At 70.9% G+C, this 22,114-nt stretch carries 16 protein-coding genes; 10 read left to right on the top strand and 6 right to left on the bottom strand.

The features are described 5' to 3' along the window. The first annotated feature begins 35 nt into the window (after positions 1–35). Complete coding sequence (locus OWM54_RS22670; RefSeq protein WP_223750890.1) at positions 36–1,046, top strand: AraC family transcriptional regulator; 1,011 nt, start codon at positions 36–38, stop codon at positions 1,044–1,046. A gap of 3 nt (positions 1,047–1,049) precedes the next feature. Here the strand turns inward: OWM54_RS22670 and OWM54_RS22665 are convergent, their stop codons facing one another. Then, positions 1,050–1,916 carry a GNAT family N-acetyltransferase gene (locus tag OWM54_RS22665; protein WP_267698825.1) on the bottom strand — a complete coding sequence of 289 codons (867 nt, stop codon included), beginning with the start codon at positions 1,914–1,916 and terminating at the stop codon, positions 1,050–1,052. A 260-nt stretch (positions 1,917–2,176) separates the two neighbouring features. On the opposite strand from OWM54_RS22665, the gene OWM54_RS22660 reads away from it, so the two are divergent. Then, positions 2,177–3,202, top strand: a complete 1,026-nt coding sequence (locus tag OWM54_RS22660) for a linear amide C-N hydrolase (protein WP_267698824.1) — start codon at positions 2,177–2,179, stop codon at positions 3,200–3,202. A gap of 70 nt (positions 3,203–3,272) precedes the next feature. On the opposite strand, the gene OWM54_RS22655 is transcribed toward OWM54_RS22660, so the two are convergent. Then, positions 3,273–4,247: an NADP-dependent oxidoreductase gene (locus OWM54_RS22655; RefSeq protein ID WP_223750886.1), complete on the bottom strand. Its 975-nt coding sequence runs from the start codon at positions 4,245–4,247 to the stop codon at positions 3,273–3,275. Between the two features lie 172 nt (positions 4,248–4,419). On the opposite strand from OWM54_RS22655, the gene OWM54_RS22650 reads away from it, so the two are divergent. Continuing rightward, entirely contained in the window at positions 4,420–4,890 is a 471-nt protein-coding gene (locus OWM54_RS22650; protein WP_267698823.1) for a hypothetical protein, read from the top strand. A gap of 13 nt (positions 4,891–4,903) precedes the next feature. Here OWM54_RS22650 and OWM54_RS22645 read toward each other — a convergent pair whose 3' ends face one another. Beyond that, positions 4,904–5,713 (bottom strand): hypothetical protein, encoded by an 810-nt coding sequence (locus OWM54_RS22645; RefSeq protein ID WP_248545370.1) that lies wholly within the window; start codon positions 5,711–5,713, stop codon positions 4,904–4,906. Then, positions 5,710–7,023: an AAA family ATPase gene (locus tag OWM54_RS22640; RefSeq protein ID WP_267698822.1), complete on the bottom strand. Its 1,314-nt coding sequence runs from the start codon at positions 7,021–7,023 to the stop codon at positions 5,710–5,712. The genes OWM54_RS22645 and OWM54_RS22640 overlap by 4 nt, the downstream gene beginning before the upstream one ends. Positions 7,024–7,168: 145 nt before the next feature. On the opposite strand from OWM54_RS22640, the gene OWM54_RS22635 reads away from it, so the two are divergent. Genes OWM54_RS22635 through OWM54_RS22620 form a run of 4 tightly spaced genes read left to right on the top strand, consistent with a single transcriptional unit; the run spans position 7,169 to position 14,652 of the window. Beyond that, on the top strand, positions 7,169–8,254 hold the full coding sequence (locus OWM54_RS22635) for an ATP-binding protein (RefSeq protein WP_046717048.1): 1,086 nt from the start codon (positions 7,169–7,171) through the stop codon (positions 8,252–8,254). Beyond that, positions 8,254–10,563 (top strand): DUF5682 family protein, encoded by a 2,310-nt coding sequence (locus tag OWM54_RS22630; RefSeq protein ID WP_267698821.1) that lies wholly within the window; start codon positions 8,254–8,256, stop codon positions 10,561–10,563. Before OWM54_RS22635 ends, OWM54_RS22630 begins: the two co-directional genes overlap by 1 nt. After that, the gene (locus OWM54_RS22625; RefSeq protein WP_267698820.1) at positions 10,560–11,771 is read left to right on the top strand and encodes a VWA domain-containing protein; all 1,212 of its coding nucleotides are present in this window, start codon (positions 10,560–10,562) and stop codon (positions 11,769–11,771) included. Before OWM54_RS22630 ends, OWM54_RS22625 begins: the two co-directional genes overlap by 4 nt. After that, the gene (locus OWM54_RS22620; RefSeq protein ID WP_267698819.1) at positions 11,764–14,652 is read left to right on the top strand and encodes a HEAT repeat domain-containing protein; all 2,889 of its coding nucleotides are present in this window, start codon (positions 11,764–11,766) and stop codon (positions 14,650–14,652) included. The genes OWM54_RS22625 and OWM54_RS22620 overlap by 8 nt, the downstream gene beginning before the upstream one ends. Before the next feature lie 47 nt (positions 14,653–14,699). On the opposite strand, the gene OWM54_RS22615 is transcribed toward OWM54_RS22620, so the two are convergent. Together OWM54_RS22615 and OWM54_RS22610 are read right to left on the bottom strand one after the other, a co-directional pair. Next, positions 14,700–15,536, bottom strand: a complete 837-nt coding sequence (locus OWM54_RS22615) for an alpha/beta fold hydrolase (RefSeq protein ID WP_223750880.1) — start codon at positions 15,534–15,536, stop codon at positions 14,700–14,702. Positions 15,537–15,659: 123 nt separating this feature from the next. Next, complete coding sequence (locus tag OWM54_RS22610; protein WP_223750879.1) at positions 15,660–16,910, bottom strand: hypothetical protein; 1,251 nt, start codon at positions 16,908–16,910, stop codon at positions 15,660–15,662. A 262-nt stretch (positions 16,911–17,172) separates the two neighbouring features. Between OWM54_RS22610 and OWM54_RS22605 the strand changes: the two genes are divergently transcribed. The 3 genes from OWM54_RS22605 to OWM54_RS22595 all read left to right on the top strand — a co-directional run bounded on the left by OWM54_RS22605 (position 17,173) and on the right by OWM54_RS22595 (position 22,114). Continuing rightward, positions 17,173–19,239, top strand: a complete 2,067-nt coding sequence (locus tag OWM54_RS22605; protein WP_267698818.1) for a HEAT repeat domain-containing protein — start codon at positions 17,173–17,175, stop codon at positions 19,237–19,239. 143 nt (positions 19,240–19,382) lie between these two features. Continuing rightward, positions 19,383–20,981, top strand: a complete 1,599-nt coding sequence (locus tag OWM54_RS22600) for a TolC family protein (RefSeq protein ID WP_223785890.1) — start codon at positions 19,383–19,385, stop codon at positions 20,979–20,981. Continuing rightward, positions 20,969–22,114, top strand: a complete 1,146-nt coding sequence (locus OWM54_RS22595) for an efflux RND transporter periplasmic adaptor subunit (protein WP_267698817.1) — start codon at positions 20,969–20,971, stop codon at positions 22,112–22,114. The genes OWM54_RS22600 and OWM54_RS22595 overlap by 13 nt, the downstream gene beginning before the upstream one ends.

The raw sequence follows: 22,114 nt of genomic DNA, 5'->3' as shown, positions 1-22,114 counted from the left end.
CCATTGCGCCAATTCCCTTGGCCGAAGGCGACAACATGAGCTCTCCGGCGACCATGTTGACGAGCTGGGCCCTCGCGCTCCATCGCACGCTGGAGCTGCGTGGCCTGGACTCCCACGGGTTGTTCGTGAAGGCCGGGTTGAATCCGGGGCTGCTCGGTGACGCCAACGCGCGCTATCCGCAGGAGGGGCTGACGCGGCTGTGGCGGCTGGCGGTGGAGAGCTCGGGGGACCCGGCCATCGGGCTGGAGATGGCGCGGCAGGTGAGCCCGACGACGTTCCACGCGGTGGGCTACCGGCTCAACGCGTCCAGCACGCTGCGCGAGGCGTTCGAGCGGCTGGTGCACGCGGTGGCGCTGGTGTCGGACGCGCTGCGGCCGGCTTTCACGCGGGATGGGGACTGCTATCAGGTGATCCTCTTCGACGGCGGCGACGGGCCGCACCTGTGCGAGGAGGAGACGGACGCGGTGGCGTACCTGCTGGTGCGCTTCTGCCGGGTCGTCTACACGCGGGAGCTGTCGCCGCGCGAGGTGCTGCTGCGCCGGCAGGCGCCCTCGGACCTGCGGCCGTACGAGAAGCTGTTCCGGTGCAAGGTGACGTTCGGGGCCAACGCGGACGTGCTGGTGTACGAGCGGGCGCCGTTCGAGGTGACGCTGCCGGGGGCGAACCCGGAGCTGGCGCGCATCAACGACGAGCTCATCACCCGGCACCTGGCGAGGCACGCGGGGCAGGACCTGGTGACGCGGGTGCGCGCGATGCTGCTGGAGCTGATGCCCCAGGGCGAGCCGTCCCAGGAGAAGGTGGCGGAGCGGCTGCACATGAGCTCGCGCAGCCTGCAGCGCAAGCTGGTGGAATCGGGCTCGGGCTTTCGCGAGCTGCTCGCGGAGACGCGCCGCACGCTGGCCCTGTCCTATCTCTCCGAGCCCGGGCGCTCGGTGAGCGAAATCGCGTACCTGCTCGGCTTCTCCGACGTGAGCACGTTCACCCGCGCCTTCCGTCGGTGGACGGGACAGCCGCCCAGCCGCTTCGGCGCGCGCTCGGGGACGTGAGCCTCACGTCCTGGCCATCACCGGGAAGCGGTCCGGTCCCTCGGGCAAGGACAGCCCTCGCACGAACAGGTCCGCGTCGTCGTCCTCGCCGAGCACGCGCGCGTCCGGCCACCAGCGCTCCGGCGTGAAGCCGAACCGGACCTGCTTCACGGGCTCCGCCACCAGCCGGCCCAGGTAGGGACGCAGGTCGAACACCTCGGTCGCGAAGACGTCGTCGAGGTGGAGCACGCCGTCCTCCACGCTCGCGAAGACCCACGCGTCCTCGCGCAGTTGGCGCAGCGGCCTCGCGAAGTTCGCCGCCGCGTACCAGCTGGCGATGCGCGCGTGGCGCCGCGCGCCGAAGCGCTCCGTCAGCGGCGTGCCCTCCCTCGCGAGCGTCCTCAATCCCTGACGGACCGTGGGGTCCGCCAGCTCCAGCGTCGGCGCGGGCTCGGCCGACGGTGTCACCTGGAGGTCCACGCCGAACAGGCTTTGTGCTCGCGGCGCGAAGCCGAAGCGTGGATAGAAATCGAGCACCGTCTTGTTCGCGAACAGAATCACCGGCGCGTCGCCGCAGGACTCCAGCGCCGCCTCCATCGCCACGCGCGCGAGGCCGTGCCCCCGGCGCTCGGGGACACAGCCCACCGCGCCCAGTTGATAGCCGGTGACGTCGCGGCCCTCCACGCGCAGGCACATGCGCATCACCGACGCGTTCGCCACCACGCGCCCGTCCTCCATGACGCTGAACGCGCGGTAGTCGTCGGTCCACTCGCCCCACTCGCACCAGCGCCTGAAGTCCGCGGTGCGGAAGACCCGGGGCACGTAGTCGCAGAAGGCGGCTTGCAGCGCGGGAGCCTGGTGGTCGATGACCACGACTCGTGAGGTCGACATGGCGGGCACCACAGCACGAATGTGCATGTGTCCGAAACCTCCCGTTCACGCGCATCGCGTCCGCGCCGGACGCGGGTGACTCCCGCATGAACGCGGCTCGCGGGCGGCTGGCGTGCAGTAGGCGACACGCAGCCCCGGAGCGCGACCGGGGCGCGATTTCAACCGCGCGGATTCGCTGACAGGAGCGTGCGTGGCGCGAGCGGTGCACAAGGGCCGCCCGCGTCACCCCTGTTTCCCCCACCTCACGCAAGGAGCCTGGCATGTGCACCGACTTCCTCGTCGTCGCCTCGGATAAGAGCGTGGTCAATGGACGCAGCATGGAGTTCGGCGTCGACCTCGACTCCAAGCTGCTCGTCAGGGCCGCGGGCTCGAGGTTCGCCTCGCCCTCGCCCTCGGGACTCACCAACGGCCTGTCCTGGACGTCCAGGTATGGCTACGTGGGCCTCACCGGAAAGGGCGACGTGCCCTTCATCGTCGATGGCCTGAACACGGAGGGGCTCTCCACCGGGTGCCTGTGGCTGCCGGACTCGCGCTACCCGAAGGTCACCGACAACTCGAAGGCGCTGTCGCTGGCGTTCTTCGCCGGCTGGGTGCTGGGGAACTTCTCCACCGTCGCGGAGGTGCGCGGGGCGCTCGAGAAGGGCGAGGCCCAGGTCTGGGAGTCGGACTGGCTGGCGCAGTACCTGCCGCTGCACTTCCCCATCCATGACGCCCAGGGCAACAGCCTGGTGGTGGAGTTCCTCGACGGCGTGATGCACCTGCACGACAACCCCGTCGCCGTGCTCACCAACGCGCCGCCCTTCCCGTTCCAGTTGAAGAACCTGCGCGAGTACGTGGGCCTGTCCCCGTGGGACGCGAAGAAGGTGGAGCTGGGCAGCGAGAGCTTCGCGCAGCCCGGCCATGGCAGCGGCCTGCGCGGGCTGCCCGGAGACCCGATGCCTCCGTCCCGCTTCGTGCGCACCACGTACCTCAAGAACTTCGCGCGCCCCGTCGCCAACGCCGCCGAGGCCACCACGCTCGCCTTCCACCTGCTCAACACGGTGGACATCCCGCGAGGCACCGTGCGCGCCCTCAACGAGAACACCCAGAAGGAAGAGGACGACTACACCCAGTGGACCGTGGTGAAGGACCTCACCCACAACGTGCTCAACGTGCGGTTCTACCAGGACCCGCTCGTCTACTCGGTGAACTTGAAGTCGCTCGACTTCCAGGCCGCCAACGGGAAGACCTTCGCCGTGCCCTCGAGCCCCACGTCCATCGACATCACGGACAAGCTGACGCGCTGACGTCGCGTCCCGTGTGACGGAATCGGGCCCCGCTTCCCGCGCGTGGAAGCGGGGCCCGGGGTGTGGCGCGTCAATGGATGCGCAGCGCGAGCTTGCCCAGGTGGTGCTTGCCCACGGCCTCGTGCGCGTCGCGGGCCTCGTCCAGGCGGAAGACCTGGGAGACCTCGACGTGGAAGGGGCCGGACTCGATGAGGCTGTTGAGCCGCGCGAGCACCTGGGAGTTGGCCTCGCCGTTGTAGCTGGAGACCTTGACGCCGTCGTTGCCCTTGGGCTCGGGCTCGACGCCGTTGGGGTAGGCGATGTGGCCTCCGGACTTCACGCAGGAGAGCGCCTGGTTCGTCTTGTCGCCGCCCGCGAGCACCAGCGCCGCGTCGATGCCGTCCGGCGCGAACTCGCGCGCGGCCTTCACGACGTCATCCGCGCGGCCGTCCACGACCTTGTCCGCGCCGAGCTTCTTCAAGAGCTCCACGCCGTCGGAGCCGGAGGCCACCGCGAGCACGCGCGCGCCGAGCCGCTTCGCCAGCTGCACCGCGAGGTGTCCCACGCCGCCGCTCGCGCCGTAGACGAGCAGCGTGGTGCCCTTGCCGACCTTCAGCGTGTCCTCCACGCCTTGCAGGGCGGTGATGCCATCCGCCGCCAGGACGCCCGCCTGCTCCGCGCTCAATCCCTTGGGGATGGGCGCGGTGTCGCTGGCCTTCACCGCGGTGTATTCGGCGTAGAAGCCGCCCTTGTCGTTGAGGAAGCCGAAGGCGTAGACCTTGTCGCCGACCTTCAGGTTCTTCACGCCGTCCCCCACGGCGGCGACGGTGCCGCAGCCATCCGTGCCGAGGACGTGGGGGAAGGACGTCTTGCCCGGCTTGTAGCCCTCCATCTCGCCCGCGCGCTCGGAGGGGTCCCACTGGCCGATGCCCGCGGTCTCGACCTGGATGAGCACTTCACCGGGACCGACCTGGGGAACGGGGATGGTGCGCGTGTCGAGCACCTCGGGACCGCCGAAGCGGTCGATGGCGGCGGCCTTCATCTGGGAGGGGATGGAGGGGTTCATGGGCGTCTCCAGGGATGGGGTTCTTCCGCACGCTGGGCACGGCCTTGTGGGAATGCAGAGCGAGCGACGAAGCGACGGGCCAGGGCATGTCCACACGGTCGCCGACCGGGCACGGGAGGGGGCGGGCTGGCGTACAGTGCCGGGCACCATGTCGTGAGTCTTGGAGGCGGGGATGTCTTCACGAACGAAGCTGCGCGCGTTGTTCTTGGGGGGAGTGCTGTTGGTGTCGTCCACGGCCGGGAGCGCGAGCGCGCCGGCGGTGACGCTGGAGGGAATCGAGCTGCGCGTGTTCGACCGGGCGAAGGGGGCCCTCGTCGCGGTGGATGAGGCGTCCGACCCGTATGGGATGAACGTGGACGCGGTGCTGCTGGTGAAGGTGAAGGGCACGTACGAGGGCGACAAGCCGCTGAAGCTGAAGCTCTCGGCGAGCGCGCCGAAGGAGGAGTCGGAGGCCGGTTCGCGCCGCGCGTGGAAGACGGCGCAGACGCGCGAGCTTCACGTGCTCGCGGAGGGCGGCGTCACGGTGGTGCCGTTCCTGCTGACGTATCAGTGCGCGTCCACCGTGAAGGTGGTGGCCACGCTGACGGGCCCCGGGGTGCAGGGGACTCGCACGCTGGACACCGCGTTCCCCTGCGCGGAGTGAGGGGCTGTCGACCTCACCACCCGAGCGCTTCGGGGACCTGGGCGAACAGGAGCAGCAAGTCCGGAAGCTTCTCGTGCTGCCGCTTCATCTCGAGCCACACCGAGGGGTGCTGCCGCGTTCGGACCTGCCCCGCCAGCATGTCGAGGTGCTCCTGGGGCAGCCCCTGTGACTTCGCGCGGAGGTAGCCACTCAAGTGCGCCATGTAGTCCCAGTAGGCGGCGCGACGCGCTTGAGGAAGCAGCTCCCGCTGGTTCAGTTGCAGGGTGCCAATCGTGTACTCGGCGCGAACGTACTCCTCCGTTCCTGGAGGCGCCTTGGGCCGAAAGAAGAAGGTGTCACGCAGGTCGAGTTCGAGGAAGTCCATGGGCTCCTCGACACGTGGATCGATGAACACGGGCCTGCCGGGAGCAGGCGGCGTCACGGGTGCCGACCGGGCCCTCGCCACTTTCGTCAGCGCCTTCGAGCCTCCGTCGAACACCGCGAAGTGGTCATTCTTGCGGCCATTGCAGGGGCCGCACGCATAGAGATAGTTCATCCACGCGAAGACGACCTCCGGATAGAGCGTCTTGGGGCGGATGTGCTCTACCTCGTCGGCAGCGGAGTCCTCGCAGTAGGCGCAGCGCCTCGCCCCCGAGCACATCTGCGTCAGCGTCGCCTTGACGTGGTCGAAGGTCTGATTGCCAATCTTGTTGAGCGACGAGAACCGCTTCTTCGCCTGCGCCACTCGCTCCGCGTAGTCAGGCAGTGCGTCGATGGACTGTTGATATCCCTCGAGCCCCTGGCGAGCAGCTTCTGGCAACAGCCCCTGCGGCAGGCGAATCACTTGAGCAGGTCCTCCACGGCAGGCGAGGGAAGCGCGCTCGCGGCCGTCGGAGTCCTTGCCCGCAGGCGCTCCTGCTCCTGCCGCTCCTCGGCACTCAGGCCCTCGGAGAGCTCCTTCTGGTTGAGCATCGCCAGGCGCTCGAGCTGCGCGATGGCCTCGACCGAGCGGGTGGGGACATCTCCGAAGACCCCGGTCCCATAAGCATCCAGGACGTTGCCATACAGCAACCGGTCCCTCGCGATACCGGTAACCATTCCACCCGACTCGTCACTCCCTGGGCGCGGCAGCCGGAAGATGCTGCCCACCGTCGCGGCCTGACAGATGAGCGGGCTGTGCGTGGTGACGATGAACTGGATGTGGGGGAAGTGCTTCCGGAACCAGTGTCCGACACGACGCTGCCACGTGGGATGCAAGTGGACATCGATTTCGTCGATGAGGACGACCCCCGGCACCTGGACCGTCTTCGCATCACCTGCCGCGAAGAGGTGTTCGGCGTCATAGGTCTTCACGAGCTGCCGGATGAGCTCGAACGTCATGCTGAGCACGGAGCGATAACCGTCACTCAGGTTCTCGACGGGAATCTCACAGCCATTGCCATCGACGAAGCGCACGCCATCCGAGCTGATGGAATGGAGTCTGGCTTCGTGAGGGAGGAAGTCAGGCTGGTTGATGAACTGCTTGAGCGCCTCCAGCAACTGCCCCTCCTTGCCCTGTCCCTTCGTCTCCAGGTTCTTGAACTGGAGCAGCTTGAGCCACTCCAGACACTCCGTCAGCGCGACGGATTCACCGAACACCGAGAGATGCCGCGCGAGCTTGGGATTGGAGAAGAAGAGCTTCTCCTGGTCCTTGTCTCCGCCCGTGAATCTTCGGAAGGGACCATATGAGGCGCAGAACCAGCCGTAGCCATCTCCCCAGATGCTGCGTCTGGGGTCCACCGCGACGTCTTCACCCGCGAGCTGAACCTGCCCGACGTCGGGGCGCTGGAAACGCAACCGCGCCTGGAGGTCGACGTTCTTCGGTGACCTGCCGCTCTTCGTGAACTGGTCCCAGTTCTTGTCCCAATCCAGGGTCAGGTGAATCGAACCGGACTGGGTTTTCCATCGCAGCCACTCGTTCCAATCCTGACGCAAGGCAATGGCCTCGCTGGGGCCCACCATCGCAAGGGCCATCGCGCGGAGGACCGAGCTCTTGCCAGCACCGTTGTCCCCGATGATGACGTGCCATCCCGCGAGCGTCGGGGCCGATGACGGCGCCCACTCCAAGGCATCGATGGAGCGGATGTTCTCGAGGGCCACTTTCTTCAGGTACATGAGGCGTAGCACGCCCGAAACCCCCAGGAGGGTCAACTGCTACGTCGCCACCCTGGAGGCGTTTCCTCCTGGGTCGGTTTTCCCGCATCTGTCGAGACAACCTGACGGAGCGTGGCGTGTCAGACCGGACCGGTAGCTTTCACGCATGCCGGACATCCGACTGCCCGCCGAAGCGAAGTTCAGGAGTGAGCTGGAAGCCCTCGCCGCCCACGACGACAAGCCCCGCCCTCCCGGGTGGGCCCTGTCGCCGCGCGCCGTGGAGGCCTACATCCTCGGGAGCCCCAAGCCCGTGGGCGGCGTCACCATCACGCCCAAGTACGTGGGCGACCGGGGCCTCATCCAGGTCTGCATCGCCACGCTCGCGTCCGACCGCGCGCTGATGCTCGTCGGCGAGCCCGGCACCGCGAAGAGCTGGCTCTCCGAACACCTCTCCGCCGCCATCAGCGGCACCTCCGCCCTCATCGTCCAGGGCACCGCTGGCACCAGCGAGGACCACCTCAAGTACTCGTGGAACTACGCCCTGCTGCTCGCGCAGGGTCCCACCCCCGAGGCCCTGGTCCCCTCCCCCGTCCTGCGCGCCATGCGCACCGGCAAGTTCGCCCGCTTCGAGGAGGTGACGCGCACCTCGCCGGAGATTCAGGACGCCCTCATCTCCCTCCTCTCCGAGAAGCAGGTCTCCATCCCGGAGCTCGGCGAGGTCGTCAGCGCCCAGCGCGGCTTCAACCTCATCGCCACCGCCAACACCCGCGACCGCGGCGTCAACGAGATGAGCGCCGCCCTCAAGCGCCGCTTCAACTTCGTCACCGTCCCCATCGTCGACGACCTGGAGCAGGAGATTCAAATCGTCACGAAGCGCGAGGCCGAGCTGCGCAATGACTATCAGGTCGGCGTGCCGCCCACCGAGGAGCTGTCACGCATGCTGCTCACGCTCTTCCAGGAGCTGCGCGAGGGCGTGACGAAGGACGGCAAGACGAAGGTCCGCACCCCGGGCGCCGTGCTCTCCACCGCGGAGGCCATCAGCGTCCTCTTCAACAGCTCCATCCTCGCGCAGCAGTTCGGCGGCGGGAAGGTCACCGCGCAGGAGCTGGCCGCCTCGCTCGTCGGCGCGGTGGTGAAGGAGCAGGCCGACGACGTGAAGGCCCTGCGCGAGTACATGGAGACCGTGGCCAAGGGCCGCCCCGGCGCGTGGAAGGAGCTGTACTCCGCCAGCAAGAAGCTCCTGAGGGGCTGATGGACCTGGACCTGCTCCTCGGCGCCCACCTGTTCCCGGTGCGCCACCACTCACCGCGCACCACCGCCGTGCTCACGCGCTGGCTCGACCACGTGAAGCCCCAGGTCGTCCTCATCGAGGGCCCTTGCGATGCCTCGGAGCTGGTGGACGTGCTGTGCGACGCGGAGACGAAGCCGCCCATCGCCCTGCTCGGCTACCGCACCGACGACACCCCGGGCTCCGCGCTGTGGCCCTTCGCGGACTACTCGCCCGAATACGCCGCCCTGCGCTGGGCGAAGGCCCACGGCGCTCGCGCCCGCTTCATCGACATCCCCGTCGGCGTCAGCCTGGGCGTGGACCGTCACGTGGAAGCCGTGTCTCTCGACGGTGAGCCCTCGGAGGACGCGGAGTCCACGTGCGCGCGCATGGAGGAACCGCTCACCGAGCGCTTCGCTCGCGAGCGCGGCTATCGCTCGTTCGAGGAGCTGTGGGAGGCGATGTTCGAGGCCCCTGACTGGACGCCCGAGGGCTTCCGGCCCGTGTTGCTCGCTTGGGCGGATGTGCTCAACGCGGGGTCCCGGCCGGACTACCACCGCTGGCGTGATGCCTTCATGGCGCGCCAGGTGTTGGAGGTCATCGCGAGCGGCGTGCCTCCGGAGCGCATCGCCGTGGTGGCGGGCGCGGCCCATGTGGCGGCCTTCCTGGCCCGGGACGTGGACCCGACGCTGGAGGCGAAGCTCCCGACCGCCGTGCCCTGCGCGGTGACGGTGATTCCCTACAGCTTCCCGCGCCTGTCCGAGCAGCTCGGCTACGGCGCCGGCAACCGCGCGCCGCACTTCTACCAGAAGGCCCACGAGGCCCAATGCGACTTCCGGAGAGCCACGCTGGAGGTGCTCATCGACTTCGCGGGACACCTGCGCATGCGCGGCTTCACCGCGTCGCTGTCCGATGTGCTGGAGGCCTACCGGCTCGCGGTGACGCTCGCGGACCTGCGCGAGAAGAGCGCCCCCGGCCTGGACGAGCTGCGCGAGGCCACCGTGGCCACGCTGTGCCGGGGAGACGCGACCCACGTCGACGACTTCCTGTGGAAGAGCGTCGTCGGACATCAGGTGGGTCGGGTGGCCAGCCGCATCGGCCGCAACTCGCTGCAGGCGGAGTTCTGGCGCGAGGTCGAGTCGCGCCGACTGCCGAGCACCGACAGCGCGGAGACCTTCACCCTGCGGCTGAACAACCCCGTGGAGGTCGGCTCCTCCATCTTCCTGCATCGCCTGCGCGTGGTGGGCATCCCCTACGCGGGCCTCGCCGCCACGGGTCAGCAGAAGGCCACGGCGCAGGAGGCGGGGGGACAGGCCGCGCTGACGCGCGTGCGCGAGTCCTGGCAGGCACAGTGGACGCCGTCCACCGATGTGGCGCTGGTGGAGAAGATCGTCCTCGGCGACTCGCTCGAGGCGGTGACGACGCGCGTCCTCCAGGACCAGCTGGCCCTCGCGAAGTCCACGGGCGCGGCGGCGGCGGTGCTGCTGGAGTCCGTCATCACCGGCTGCCCGCAGACGATGGCCTCCGCCCTGCGTGCCTGTGACGGCCACGCGACCACGGACGCGGACCTGCCCTCGCTCGCCTCGGCCTCGCGGGCGCTGTCGGGGCTCGTGGCCTATGGCACCTCGCGGACCCATTCGGCGCTGGGCGACGAGGCCGTGGCGGCGCTGTGCCAGAAGACCTTCGCTCGCGCGCTCTTTCGCGTGTCCGATGCGTGCGCCTGCGCCCAGGACGCCGTGCCCTCGGTGATGGGGGCGCTGAGGACGCTGCACGAGGTGGCGCTCGCGCAGCCCCTGGCGGACAAGGCCGGCTGGCTCACCGAAGCGCGCGGGTTGATGTCGAGCACCGTCGTGCATCCGGCCACGTCGGGGCTGGCCACCGGCCTGTTGTACCTGGCCGAGGAGCTGAGTGAGTCGGAGGTCGCTCGCGAGGTGGGGCTGCGCTTGTCGCTGGCGGTGGAGCCCGAGGCGGGCGCGTCGTGGCTGGAGGGCTTCCTGCGCGTCAACGCGCTGGTGCTGGTGAAGAACCGCGAGGTGGTGCGGGCGCTGGATGCGTTCCTGTCGAGCGTGGACCCCGAGCGATTCCGTCAGACCCTCCCGGTATTGAGGAGGGCACTGGGCGTGCTCGGTCCCACCGAGCGCCGCTACCTCCTGGAGAACGTCGTCGCGGTGCGGCAGCTCGGAGACAAGGGCCGGGCCGCGAAGACGATTCTCGCGGAGAAGGACACCGAGAAGCTCAAGGACATGAGCGCCGAGCTGGGCAAGGCGCTCGCCGACCTGGATGACCTGCTATGAGCGTGGACCCCAAGGAGCTGGCACCGGAGGACCGCGAGGCGCTCTTGCGCTGGCGGCTCGCGCTGGGCCCCGCCGCGGAGAAGACGGGCAGCTGTCCGTCGCTGCACGCGCTGGGCGCCGGCGCGAGCGCGGTGGGCGTGGGCGAGACGGAGCTGGAGGCGCTGGATGACGCGCTGTCCTTCGTCTACGGCGAGAAGAGCGCTGGGTCCTCCGGCTCGCGGCCGTACATCCCCGAGTGGCTGGGCGCGCTGCGCGGCTTCTTCCGCGACGACGTGATTGCCCTCGTCCAGAAGGACGCCATCGAGAAGAAGGGCCTCACCCAGCTCCTGTTCGAGCCGGAGACGCTGCCCTTCCTCGAGAAGAACGTGGAGCTGGTGACGACGCTGGTGAGCGCGCGCGGCCTCATCCCCGAGGACGCCAAGGCGCTCGCGCGGCAGATCGTCCGCGAGGTGGTGGACCAGCTGCGCGAGAAGCTGGAGTCCACCGTGCGCACGGCGGTGTTCGGCGCGCTGAGGCGCGACAGGACGAGCCCGCTGCCGATTGCGCGCAACATCGACTGGAAGCGCACGATTCGCCAGAACCTGAAGGGCTGGGACGCGGAGCACCGGCGGCTCGTCCCCGAGCGCTTCTACTTCTGGCCCAACCAGCGCCGTCACCACGAGTGGGACGTGACGCTGGTGGTGGACCAGTCCGGCTCCATGGCGGAGAGCGTGGTGTACAGCTCGGTGATGGCGGCCATCTTCGCGTCACTGGAGGTGCTGCGCACGCGGCTCATCCTGTTCGACACCGAGGTGGTGGACATGACGCCCGTGCTGTCGGACCCGGTGGAGGTGCTCTTCAGCGCGCAGCTCGGCGGAGGCACGGACATCAACCGGGCGGTGGCATATGCGCAGACGCATTACGTGGAGCGCCCGGAGAAGACGCTCTTCATCCTGATTACCGACTTGTGCGAGGGCGGCGACGCCCAGGAGCTGGTGGCGCGGCTGCGGCAGCTGGTGGACTCGCGGGCGAAGGTGCTGTGCCTGCTGGCGCTGTCGGACGGGGGCAGGCCCTCGTACGACCCGGTGATGGCGGAGAAGCTCACCGCGATGGGCATCCCGTGCTTCGGCTGCACGCCTCGCAGGCTGGTGGACGTGGTGGAGCGGGTGATGCGGAACCAGGACCTGACGTCCCTGCTCGACGCCGACAAGGAGACTCGCCATGGTTGAGGTGCGAAGGCTGGCCCCGGGCATGGGGGCCCTGACGGACATCATCCGCGACCGCGACGAGCTGTCGAAGGGCGCGCGCATCTTCGACGACAAGCAGCTCACGCACCTGTCGCGCTTCGAGAACCGGCTGTTCGCGGACGCGTCGGGCTCCGGGGCCTCGCCGTACAAGGTGTCCCTGGTGTTCGGCGACGGGCACGAGGTGAAGGGGAAGTGCTCGTGCATGGCGGCGCGCTCGCGGCCGTTCTGCAAGCACGCGGCGGCGCTGCTGGTGGCGTGGTCTCGCGCGCCCGACGCCTTCGTCACCACCGACACGGCGCCCACGGGCGCGGGCGGCCCCGCGAAGAAGAGCGTGAAGAAGGGCAAGACGCAGACGGCCGAGCTGATGAGGTCCGGCGTGGCGCAGGTGTCCACGCTGGTGCGCGAGCTGGGACTGTCCGGGGTGGCCGCGTTGTCCGAGGACCGGGCCGAGCAGGTGCGCGCGCTGGGCGAGGCGCTGCGCGCGAACGGGCTGCGCAGGCTCGCGGCGCGCGCGGTGGAGGTGGCGGGGCTCTTGGAGCAGGCGGCGGCGCGCACCGGAACGTTCGAGCCTCCCGTCTTCACGGACTTGATGGCGGACATGCTGCTCACCGCGCGCAAGGTGGAGAAGCACCTGGGCGGCGAGGTGCTGGAGGACCGCTACGTCGAGGAGCTCATCGGCAAGACGTGGACGAAGAAGGACCGCGCGCCCGTCGAGGGGCTGCGGTTGCTGGAGTACGCATTCACGACTCGCCCCACGCCCGACAACTTCGTCATCCGCGAGAGCCGCTTCATCGACCTGGGCACAGGTGCGCACTACGCGGAGAAGCAGATCCTCCCCGCGTTCCTGCGCAGCGTGGAGCCCAAGCGCAGTCACGCGGGCACGGTGCTGGAGGGCGCGAAGGGCGGCCGGTATCCCGGCTTCGCGCCCGTGCGGCTGGACCTGGAGGGCGCGGAGAAGACGCGGGACCTGGGCGGCGCGGCGCTGCGGCGGCTCATCGAGGTGGCGCTGCCGGACGTGGGCGCGGCGCTGGCGGCCTTCCAGGAGCACCGCAAGGACGTGTTCGCGCCGGAGCTGCTCCCGGTGGCGCTGCGGGTGCAGACGCTGCTGGCGAGCGGGCAGCGCTCGCAGCTCGTGGACTCCGCAGACCGGGGGCTGTTCCTCCCGGCGGACACGCGGCTCGACGAGCCCCTGTCCGCGGCCCTGGAGGGGGCCACGCTGAAGGTGGTGCTGGGCAACGTGGGGCTGGAGGCCGCGCTGCCCACGCTGTTCCCGCTCGCGGTCCTGGTGGAGACCTCCGAGGGCCTGGAGCTGCGCGGCCTGGGACAGCAGGAGTCACCCGAGGAGCCTCGGCGCGGACGGCGGAGCGCGCGGGTCGAGGCGCCAGTCGCGGTGCCGCGCGGAGGTTGGGCGGAGGCGGCGCGCGCGGCGCGCGCGTCCCCGGCGGCCATCGCGTTGGCGGAGGTGCGCGACGAGCTGGCGGAGCGGTTCTCGAACGGGCTGCCCTCGGTGTCGCCTCGCGCGGTGGAGCCCCTGGTGGCGCGGCTGCGGGAGCTGGGGTTGGAGAAGCCCGGGGCGCTCCTGGAGGCGCTGGCGCGGCGTGCGGACCCCGCGGAGCGGCTGGAGGACTTCATCAAGGTGTACCAGGTGCTGGGCATCGCCCTGGTGCGGCTGGCGGGCGCGGTGCAGGTGGAGGCGGGCGCGCTGGAGCCGGTGCCCACGCACCCGAGCATCCGCATCCGCAAGCCCGAGACGCCGCTGCTTCCGGGCGAGGCCTTGAGGAGGCGCGCTCGCGGGGAGCTGACGCGCTACGAGGCCGCGGCGCACGCCGCGCACCACTACGCGGGCCTGGGCACGGACACGCTGCTGGAGTCGCTGTATCCCGCGTGGAGCGACGGCGCGGCGAGCACCTTCGTGGTGCGCGCGGTGACGGCCTGTCCCCGGGAGCGGGCGCTGGAGGTGGTGAAGCGCGCCCTGGCCGAGCATCACAGCCACCGGGTGCATCGCACGGCCGTCCAGGTGCTGGGGCAGCTGGGTGGACCCGAGGCGCGGGTGTTGCTGGAAGGCCTGTCGCGCAGGCGGCATGACAGCGGGCTCGGGCTCTATGTGCGCGAGGTGCTCGACGACGTGCAGGCGCGGGAGAAGGGGCCGGAGGCGGTGGCGCGCCTCGCACGCGAGCGGCAGGAGCGGCTGCGGCCCTTCGCGCAGCGCGCGCTGACGGAGTCGAACCGCGAGGGCCGACAAGCGGCGGTGGACCAACTGGAGGGCCTGGGACTGACGCAGGCGTGGCCGGTGCTGCGGCAGGTGTTCTACGGAGACGCGTCGCAGGACGTGCGACGTCGCGCGGCCATGGCGCTCGCGTGGCTGGGGGACACCGAGGTGCTGGACCGCTTCGTCCACGCCGTGGAGGAGCGCGACACGGACGACGAGGGGGCGAAGGCGGCCGTGTATGCCCTGGGGGTGCTCGGGGACGTGCGCGGGGCGGAGGCGCTGCTCTCCGCGTTCGTGGACGGCTGGAAGCCCAACGTGGTCTCCACCGCGCTGAAGACCTTCGGGCTGGCGATGCTCGAGCCGGCCGTGCGCCTGGCGGAGACGCGGCCGGAGGCGATGGAGCGACAGGCGCTGCGAAACCTGTTCGAGAAGTTCCCGAAGGCGGCGCTGTCCCAGGCGCTGCTCGCCCGGGTGGAGGTGGCGCGCTCGCACCCCGAGCGGCTCGCCCGCTTCGGCACGTACCTGAAGCTCGCCGGCGAGAACACGCACGGCGCGGGGAAGGTGGTGGCGACGGCCCTGCTCGACATCCCCGAGGCCGCGATGGACAAGGACCTGTCGCGCACGGCGAAGAAGCTGCTCGGGTTGAAGGGGTGAGGAAGGCCCGCTCGCCGCGAGCCAGTCGCGGCGAGCGGAGGCTCGTCTCAGCCCAGTCCCACGCGAGGCGACACGTGCGGGCGCTCCAGCGACTCCAGGAAGGAGCCGAGCGCCGCGTTGACGAGCGCGGGCTCCTCCACCGTGGACGAGTGCCCGCCTCGCGGCAGCCGCGCCAGCTTCGAGCCGGGGATGAGCTGGTGGAGCCGCTCGGCCTTCGCCGGGACGGTGGCCACGTCCTCCTCGCCCACCACGATGAGCGTGGGCACGCGGATGCTCGGCACCTCGTGCGACACCGCGTTGCGACGAATCACCCCGTTGACCGCGCGCCAGATGTCGCGGCGGTTCTCCAACAGGCGCGCCCGCCACAGCGCCCGCTCCTCGGCGCGGTTCGGGTCCGTCAGGAAGTTGCGGCCGAACATGATGCGCATCACCGGGTCCACCACCGGGCGCAGGCCGGCCAGCCGGGCGATGAGGTTGAGCAGCGTGTAGCGCGGCACGTTGGCCAGCGGCTCCGGGTCCGCGGACGTCTCCATCAAGGTCAACGAGCGCAACAGCTCCGGCCGCCGCGCCGCGATGCGCATCCCGATGAAGCCGCCCATCGACAGGCCCACGAAGTGACACGGCCCCACGTCGAGCTGCTCCAACAGCCCCACCGCGTCCAGGTACAGCGTCTCCATGTCGATGGCGCTGACGTCCGGCACGGCGCTGCGGCCCTGCCCCCGGTGGTCATACGCGATGCACCGGTAGCGCCCTCGCAGCGCGTCCACCTGCGGGTCGAACAGCCGCGTGCTCCACAGGAGCCCATGGCTGAAGAGGATGGGCTCGCCCGAGCCACCCGTATCCTCGTAATGCAACTCGGTTCCATTCACGGACAGCATCGGCATCGCGGTTCCCTCCCCACCTGCGAGCAGGATAGGCCAGGGCGTGACGCGACATGGCAACAGTCTTGCCGCGTTGCGCCGGCTGTCGACTCGCGGACGCCCGGCGTGCGTGCGGGCGTCCCGGGGTTACCAGAGCCCCTGCGTCTGCAGCAGCGTGCCCAGCTGGCCGGGCGTGGCGGTGGTGGCGGTGAACAGGCGCTCGGCGGCCTCCGGGGACGGGTTCTCCCAGGACAAGAGGCCGGTGGCCTCGTCGCGGCGGCACAGCACCAGGCTCGAGCGCACCTGGTCCGCCGAGTCGAAGGACAAGAGGTCCATCAGGCCCGGGCTCTGGCTGGTGAAGAAGCTCTGCCGGCCCTTCAGGGGCTCCACGCTGGCCCGCACCAGCTGCGGGTGGAGCGAGTGGGCCACCTCGTCGGCGACCACCACCGCGCGCGCCCGGGCCAGGTAGTGCTGGAGCGCCAGGAGCCGCTTCTGGCCATGGCCCAGGTGCCGCGCCGACACGCGCGTCCCCGCGGGGCCCAGGAAGTCCAGCTCCAGCCCACCGAGCGTCAGCGACTCGTACTTGCCCTCGGGCGGGGCCTCCACGGGCACGAGCACCGCCTCCGCGGAGGTGAAGCCCAGCAGCCTGGCCGCGTCGCGCAGGAAGGGCACCGCGTCCGAGGGGACGACATAGCGCGGGGAGCCCCACTGGGCGGCCGCGAGCCGGCGCAGGCCGTCCAGGAGCGCCTCGGACGCGAGCCCCATGCCGGTGGCCAGCACACCTTCCGCGCGCCGCGAGAGGCGCAGCTCGACCTGGTAGAGCTGCTCGAAGTACGCGAGCCCCTCGTCGAAGCGGCTCAGCCCCGCGAGCGCGGACACCTCGCGCGCCATGGCGAGCAGCGGCTCCACGGTGGCGGACCCCTCGCCGGTCTTCTCCACCCAGGCGATGCCTCCGGACATGAGCACCAGCCACAGGCGGCCGGCGACCTCCGGCGCCAGGCGCTCCTGCACGACGAGCGACGCGTCGTCCTCGCGCGAGACGGTGACCTGGAGTCCCTCGCGGCGGATGACCAGCGGCCAGGCCATGTCGCGCGGCGAGACGACGATGTCCATGAAGAGCCCGGCGGCCACGGGCCCGCTCTGGGGAGGCACCGGCTCGTTGCGGACCCGCACGGTGATGTGGCCGGTGTCCGCGGCGAGCGCATACTCCAGGTCGAACGGCTCCGCCGCGAGCGTGGTGAAGTCCGAGCTGGCCACGGCGGCGACCAGGTCCAGCAGCAGCGTCTTCCCCGTGCCGTTGCGTCCCAGCAGCACGTTGAAGGACGGGCTGAACGACAGCCGCGTGCCGGGCTTCACGGCGCGGAAACGGTGGACCTGGAGCCACTGGAGCTTGAGCATCGCCCCCGAGCCTCCCCTCGTGGTGAGCCAGGGTCAACCCTGCCCGGGCCGAAACGGGCACCCACGAGAGAAGTCAAACATCGTCCCTGGTGAAGACAAACCCAGCAGCCAGGCTGCAGGAGCAATCCACTGACAGCCCCCGTGCGCCGGCCCATCCACCGCCGGAGCTCCCGACCCAGGAGGGCGGCCAAGCCCCGCCATCCCCGGGAGCCCGGCTTGTCATGACAGGGCGCGAAGGGCAGGCTCACGGCTCCGCCCCGCCATGCGCCCCGCCCGTCCCGTCCTGCTCGTCCTCGTCTTCCTCGCGCTGCTCGGCACCGCCGCGGGCATCACCCTCGCGCTGCGCTCACCGGGCACACCGCCCCCGGCTCCCGCGCCCCGGGCCGCGACGCCCACCGCCACCCCCACGCCGGCCCCCGCGGTCCAGGCGAGCGCGACGCCCACCGCGGTGAAGGACGCCCATCCCGCGCGCGGTGTCTACGCGGGCTCGGAGGCGTGCGGCGAGTGCCACGAGGACGAGCACGCCGCGTGGGGCAAGGACTGGCACGCGCGCGCGTTGTCCCCCGGGACGCGCGAGTTCGTGGTGGGCGACTACGCGAAGCGCACGCACTTCAAGGGCGACTCCAGCGAGGCGTGGATGCGCCGCGACGGCGAGCGCCACTTCATGCGCACCAAGGGCTCGGACGGACAGCTCGCCGAGTTCCCCGTGGAGTGGGTCATCGGCGGCAAGCGCATGCAGGACCCCGTCGCGGTGATGCCCGACGGACGCTGGCAGGTGCTGCCCGTCTACTACCACGTCACCGGCAAGGGCGAATGGGTGGACTACTCGGAGACCAAGCAGGGCGCGCTCACGCCCGAGCACCCGTTCTTCTGGACCAACTTCCGCCGCAGCGCGCAGCACGCGTGCCTGGACTGTCACGTCACCGGCCTCGACGCGCGCTATGACCGTGAGAAGCACACGTGGACCACCGCCTTCACCGACGCGGGCGTCGCGTGCGAGAGCTGCCACGGCCCGGGCGCGCGCCACGCCGACACGCAGGAACCCAAGGACATCGTCCAGCCGTCCAAGCTGTCCAACGACCTGGGCTTCGCCGTGTGCGCGCAGTGCCACGGCCCGCGCCGTCCGCTCTTCCCCATCCTCGACACCACGCACCGCTACCAGCCCGGCCAGCGCTACGAGGACTTCTACCAGCCCATCGTCGTCTTCCTCGGCAACGAGCGCTCCGGCGACTACTTCACCGACGGCCGCCCCAGCACCTCCAGCTTCGAGTACCAGGCCCTCATCCAGTCCGCGTGTCATCTCAAGGGCGGCGCCACCTGCCTCACCTGCCACACCGCGCCGCACGAGCCCAACGCCCCCAACGAGCTGAACCTCCCGGACAAGTCCCAGACGAAGGTCTCCGTCGGCTCGGCCACCTGTCAGCAGTGCCACGCGGACCTCTTCGCCCGGGCCGCCCAGCACGCGCGCCACACCTCGCGCGACGCGCAGGACTGCCTGGCCTGTCACATGCCGCCCGTCGTCTCCGGCGTGCTCGACAAGTTCGCGGACCACGCGCTGGACGTGCCCGCGCCCCAGAACACCACGCGCCACGCCATCCCCAACGCGTGCAACACCTGCCACACGAAACAGACGCCGGAGGCCATGGCCCAGGCGATGACGAAGCTGTGGCCGGCCGCCGCGAAGCGACAGGAGCGCCGCCTCCGGCTCGCGGACGCCTTCGACGACAAGACCGCCCAGACGGGGCGCCCCGCGCTGGAGGCCACGCTCGCGGATGCGAACGAAGCCCCGTCCCTGCGCGGCGCGGCGGCGAAGGTGCTGGTGCGTCGCTACAAGCGCGAGGCCATCCCCGCCCTGCGCGCCGCGCTGAAGAGCACGCAGGACAGCCAGCTGCGCACCGACGTCATCGAGGCGCTGAGCCTGGTCAACGCACGCGAGGCCAGCGAGGACCTGGCCGCCCTGCTCCAGACGGAGTCTCTCTGGGTCCGTCAGGCGGCGGCGGTGACGCTCGCGAGCTTCGGTGACGCTCGCGGCCTGTCCGCCGTGGAGGCGCTGGCCTCGAAGCCGGAGACGTCCGGGCTGGTGCAGCCGCACCTGCTGCTCGCGCAGCTCGCGGTGCGCCGCAAGGACCTGACCACCGCGGTGCGCGAGTTCGAGAAGGCGTTGGACCTGCAGCCCTACAACCCCGACGCCCTCATCCGTCTGGCCGATGTCTATGTCGTGCAGGGACAGGTGGAGAAAGGCCGCGAGCGCCTGGAGGAGGCGCTGCGCTTCGACCCGCAGAGCCGCGCGGCGAAGCAACGTCTGTCCATGCTCCAACAAGGACGCTGAGGCGCGGGACCGCTCGCGGACGAAGCCGCTCGCCGCTCCATCCACTGTTGAGCAGGCACTCGCCGGTTCTGTCCGGCAGGAGGGGCCTCGCCCCACGGTACGTGGCCGGTATCGGGTGCCTCCCCTACCTCAGGGCACCCGATATGAACGCCCTGCTGCTCGTCCTCCTGCTTTCGCACCCTGGCTCCGAGCCGGGCGTGTTGCTCGCCCAGGCCCGGCCACGCCCCGCCGTGCGACAGCGGACGCAGCCGCGCCAGCGCGTGCCCCGGGTGCTGCCCGTCCAGGCCCCCGCGAAGCCGCCGTCCGCCCAGGGACAACAGACACCGCCCCGGAATCCCGGCGCGCCCTCACAGGCGCCGAGCACGCCCGGGCCCGGCCCCTCGGGTGACGACTCACCCCAGCCTCCGCAGCCCGAGGTGTCGGACCCGCTCCTGACGCCGGTACCGCCCGCGCCCATCCAGATGAAGTCCTGGGACGAGGCGCTGGAGCTGGTGCGGCAGCGCTCCACGGACTTGAGGACGGCGCTGGCCCAGGTGGAGTCCGCCGCGGGACAGGCGCGCATCGCGCTGGCGGGGCTGCTCCCCACCGTCACCGGCACCGTGGGCGTGCAGTACAACGTGCTGGACCCGGACGCGACGACGTTCATCGGCGGCGGCGCGGGGGGCGGCGTGGGCGGTGGCATCGGCGGCGGTGTCGGCGGAGGCACCGGCGACGGAGACGGCCTCCGGCCCACGCAGCCGCCCGTCGTGGGCTTCCTCTCCGCGTCCATGCCGTTGCTCGACTTCCAGGCCATCGGCGCGCGCCGCGTCGCCCGCGAGGCCCAGCGCGCCGCGACGCTGTCCCTGGCGGAGACCCGGCGTCAGCTCAGCGGAGCGCTGGCCCGCGCGCTGGTGCAGGTGGCCGCGCAGGAGCGGCTGGCCGAGGTCAACCGCGTCAACCTGCGCACCGCGCTGGAGCGGCTGGCCCTGGCGGAGCGGCGGTTGGAGCTGGGCGCCGGCACGCGGCTGGACGTGGTGCGCGTGCAGCAGGACGCCGAGGCGGCGCGGGCCCTGGTCGTCACCGGGGACGAGAACCTGAGGCAGGCAAGAGAGGGGCTCGGCCTGGCGCTGGGCATGCCCCAGGCGGTGGGGCTGGCCAAGGGCGTGAGCGTGGAGGACCTGCTGCGAGGCGCGAGGAAGGACTGTCGCCAGCTGGAGGCGGTGGACGGGCGCTCGGACCTGGCGGCGGCGCGCTCGCGGCACACCGTGGCCGAGCGACAGGTCAGCGCGGTGAAGGCGCAGTACGCGCCGTCGCTCTCGCTGACGAGCACGACGATTGCGCTCACGGTGGAGGACGACGTGGTGAACGTCCCCATCTGGAACATCGGCGCCAGCCTGCTGCTGCCCTTCTGGGACGGCGGCGCGCGCGAGGGGCGGCTGAGGCAGTCCCGCGCGGAGGCGGAGGTGGCGCGCCAGCAGGTGGTGGAGCTGGAGCGCTCCGTCACGGTGGAGGTGGCCAGGGCGCGGCGCGGCGTGGAGGTCACCCAGGCGTCGCGGGACATCTCGTCGCAGGAGCAGCGGCTGGCCGAGGAGAACGACCGGCTCACCCGGCGCAGCTTCGAGGTGGGCACCGGCACCAGCCTGGAGCTCATCCAGACGGCCGCGGCGCTGCGGCAGGCCGAGCTGGCCCTGGTGGTGCGCGAGTTCGAGTTGGAGCAGGCGCGCGTCGAGGCGTTCCTGGCGGAGGCGGCATGCGACTGGTGAGGACATGGGGCGCGGCGGGCGCGATGCTCCTGACGCTCTCGGGGTGCAAGGGCTCGGGCAAGGAAGACGGACCGCAGGCGGGACAGGCCGCCGCGGGCACGGTGATGCCCGTGCAGGTGCAGGCGCTCTCCCCCAACGAGGTGCAGGACGCCGCCGAGTACGTGGGCGCGCTCATCTCGCGCAGCAGCATCAGCGTGTATCCCCAGGTCGCCGGCTACGTGCAGGCGATACCGGTGCGGCCCGGCACCCGCGTGCAGAAGGGCGAGGTGCTGCTCGTCGTCGACCCGCGCCGCGAAGAGGCGGGGCTGCGCGCCACGAAGGCGCAGAAGGCCTCCGCGCTGGCCCAGCGCGAGTTCGCCCGGCGCACCCGCGAGCGCAGCGCGCAGCTGCTCAAGGAAGGACTGCAGAGCCGTCAGGACTACGAGCAGGCGGTGGCGCAGGCGCAGCAGGCAGAGGCGAGCGCGCGGGCGATTGAAGCGCAAATCCAGTCGCAGCAGGTGCAGCTGGGCTTCTACGAGGTGAGCGCGCCCTTCGCGGGCGTGGTCGGCGACATCCCGGTGAAGGTGGGCGACTACGTCACGCCCCAATCGCAGCTCACGTCGCTGGACCAGAGCAAGGCGCTGGAGGTCTCCGTGCAGGTGCCGGTGGACCGGGCGCGCGTCGTCCAGGTGGGCAGGACGCCGGTGGAGGTGCTGGACGAGAAGGGGAAGGTGCGGGTGTCCGCGCCCGTGTTCTTCGTGGCGCCCACGCCCAGCGCGACGACGCAGCTGGTGGAGGTGAAGGCCGCGTTCGACAACACCGTGGGGCTGCGCGCCGGGGAGCTGGTGCGCGCGCGGCTGGTGTACCAGGCGCGCGAGGCGCTCACCGTGCCCACGGTGGCGGTGACTCAAATCAGCAGCCAGTCCTTCGTGTACGTGGTGGCGTCCGCCGACGGCGGCACCGTGGCGAGGCGCACGCCGCTGGAGGTGGGCGACGTGACGGGCAACGACTACGAGGTGACGGGGGGATTGGACGGGGGCACTCAGGTGGTCGTGAGCGGCCTGCAGCTGTTGAGGGATGGCCAGCCCATCAAGCCCATGCCCGCGAAGCCCGAGGGCCAGGGCGTCGGCGGCGCCTCCGACGCGGGGCAGTGA

It is taken from the genome of Myxococcus sp. MISCRS1 (genome assembly GCF_026626605.1).
In the GTDB taxonomy this organism is placed as follows: Bacteria; Myxococcota; Myxococcia; order Myxococcales; family Myxococcaceae; genus Myxococcus; species Myxococcus fulvus.
The sequence above is the reverse complement of the archived record's forward strand: the minus strand, read 5'-3'. Positions and strand labels throughout refer to the sequence as shown.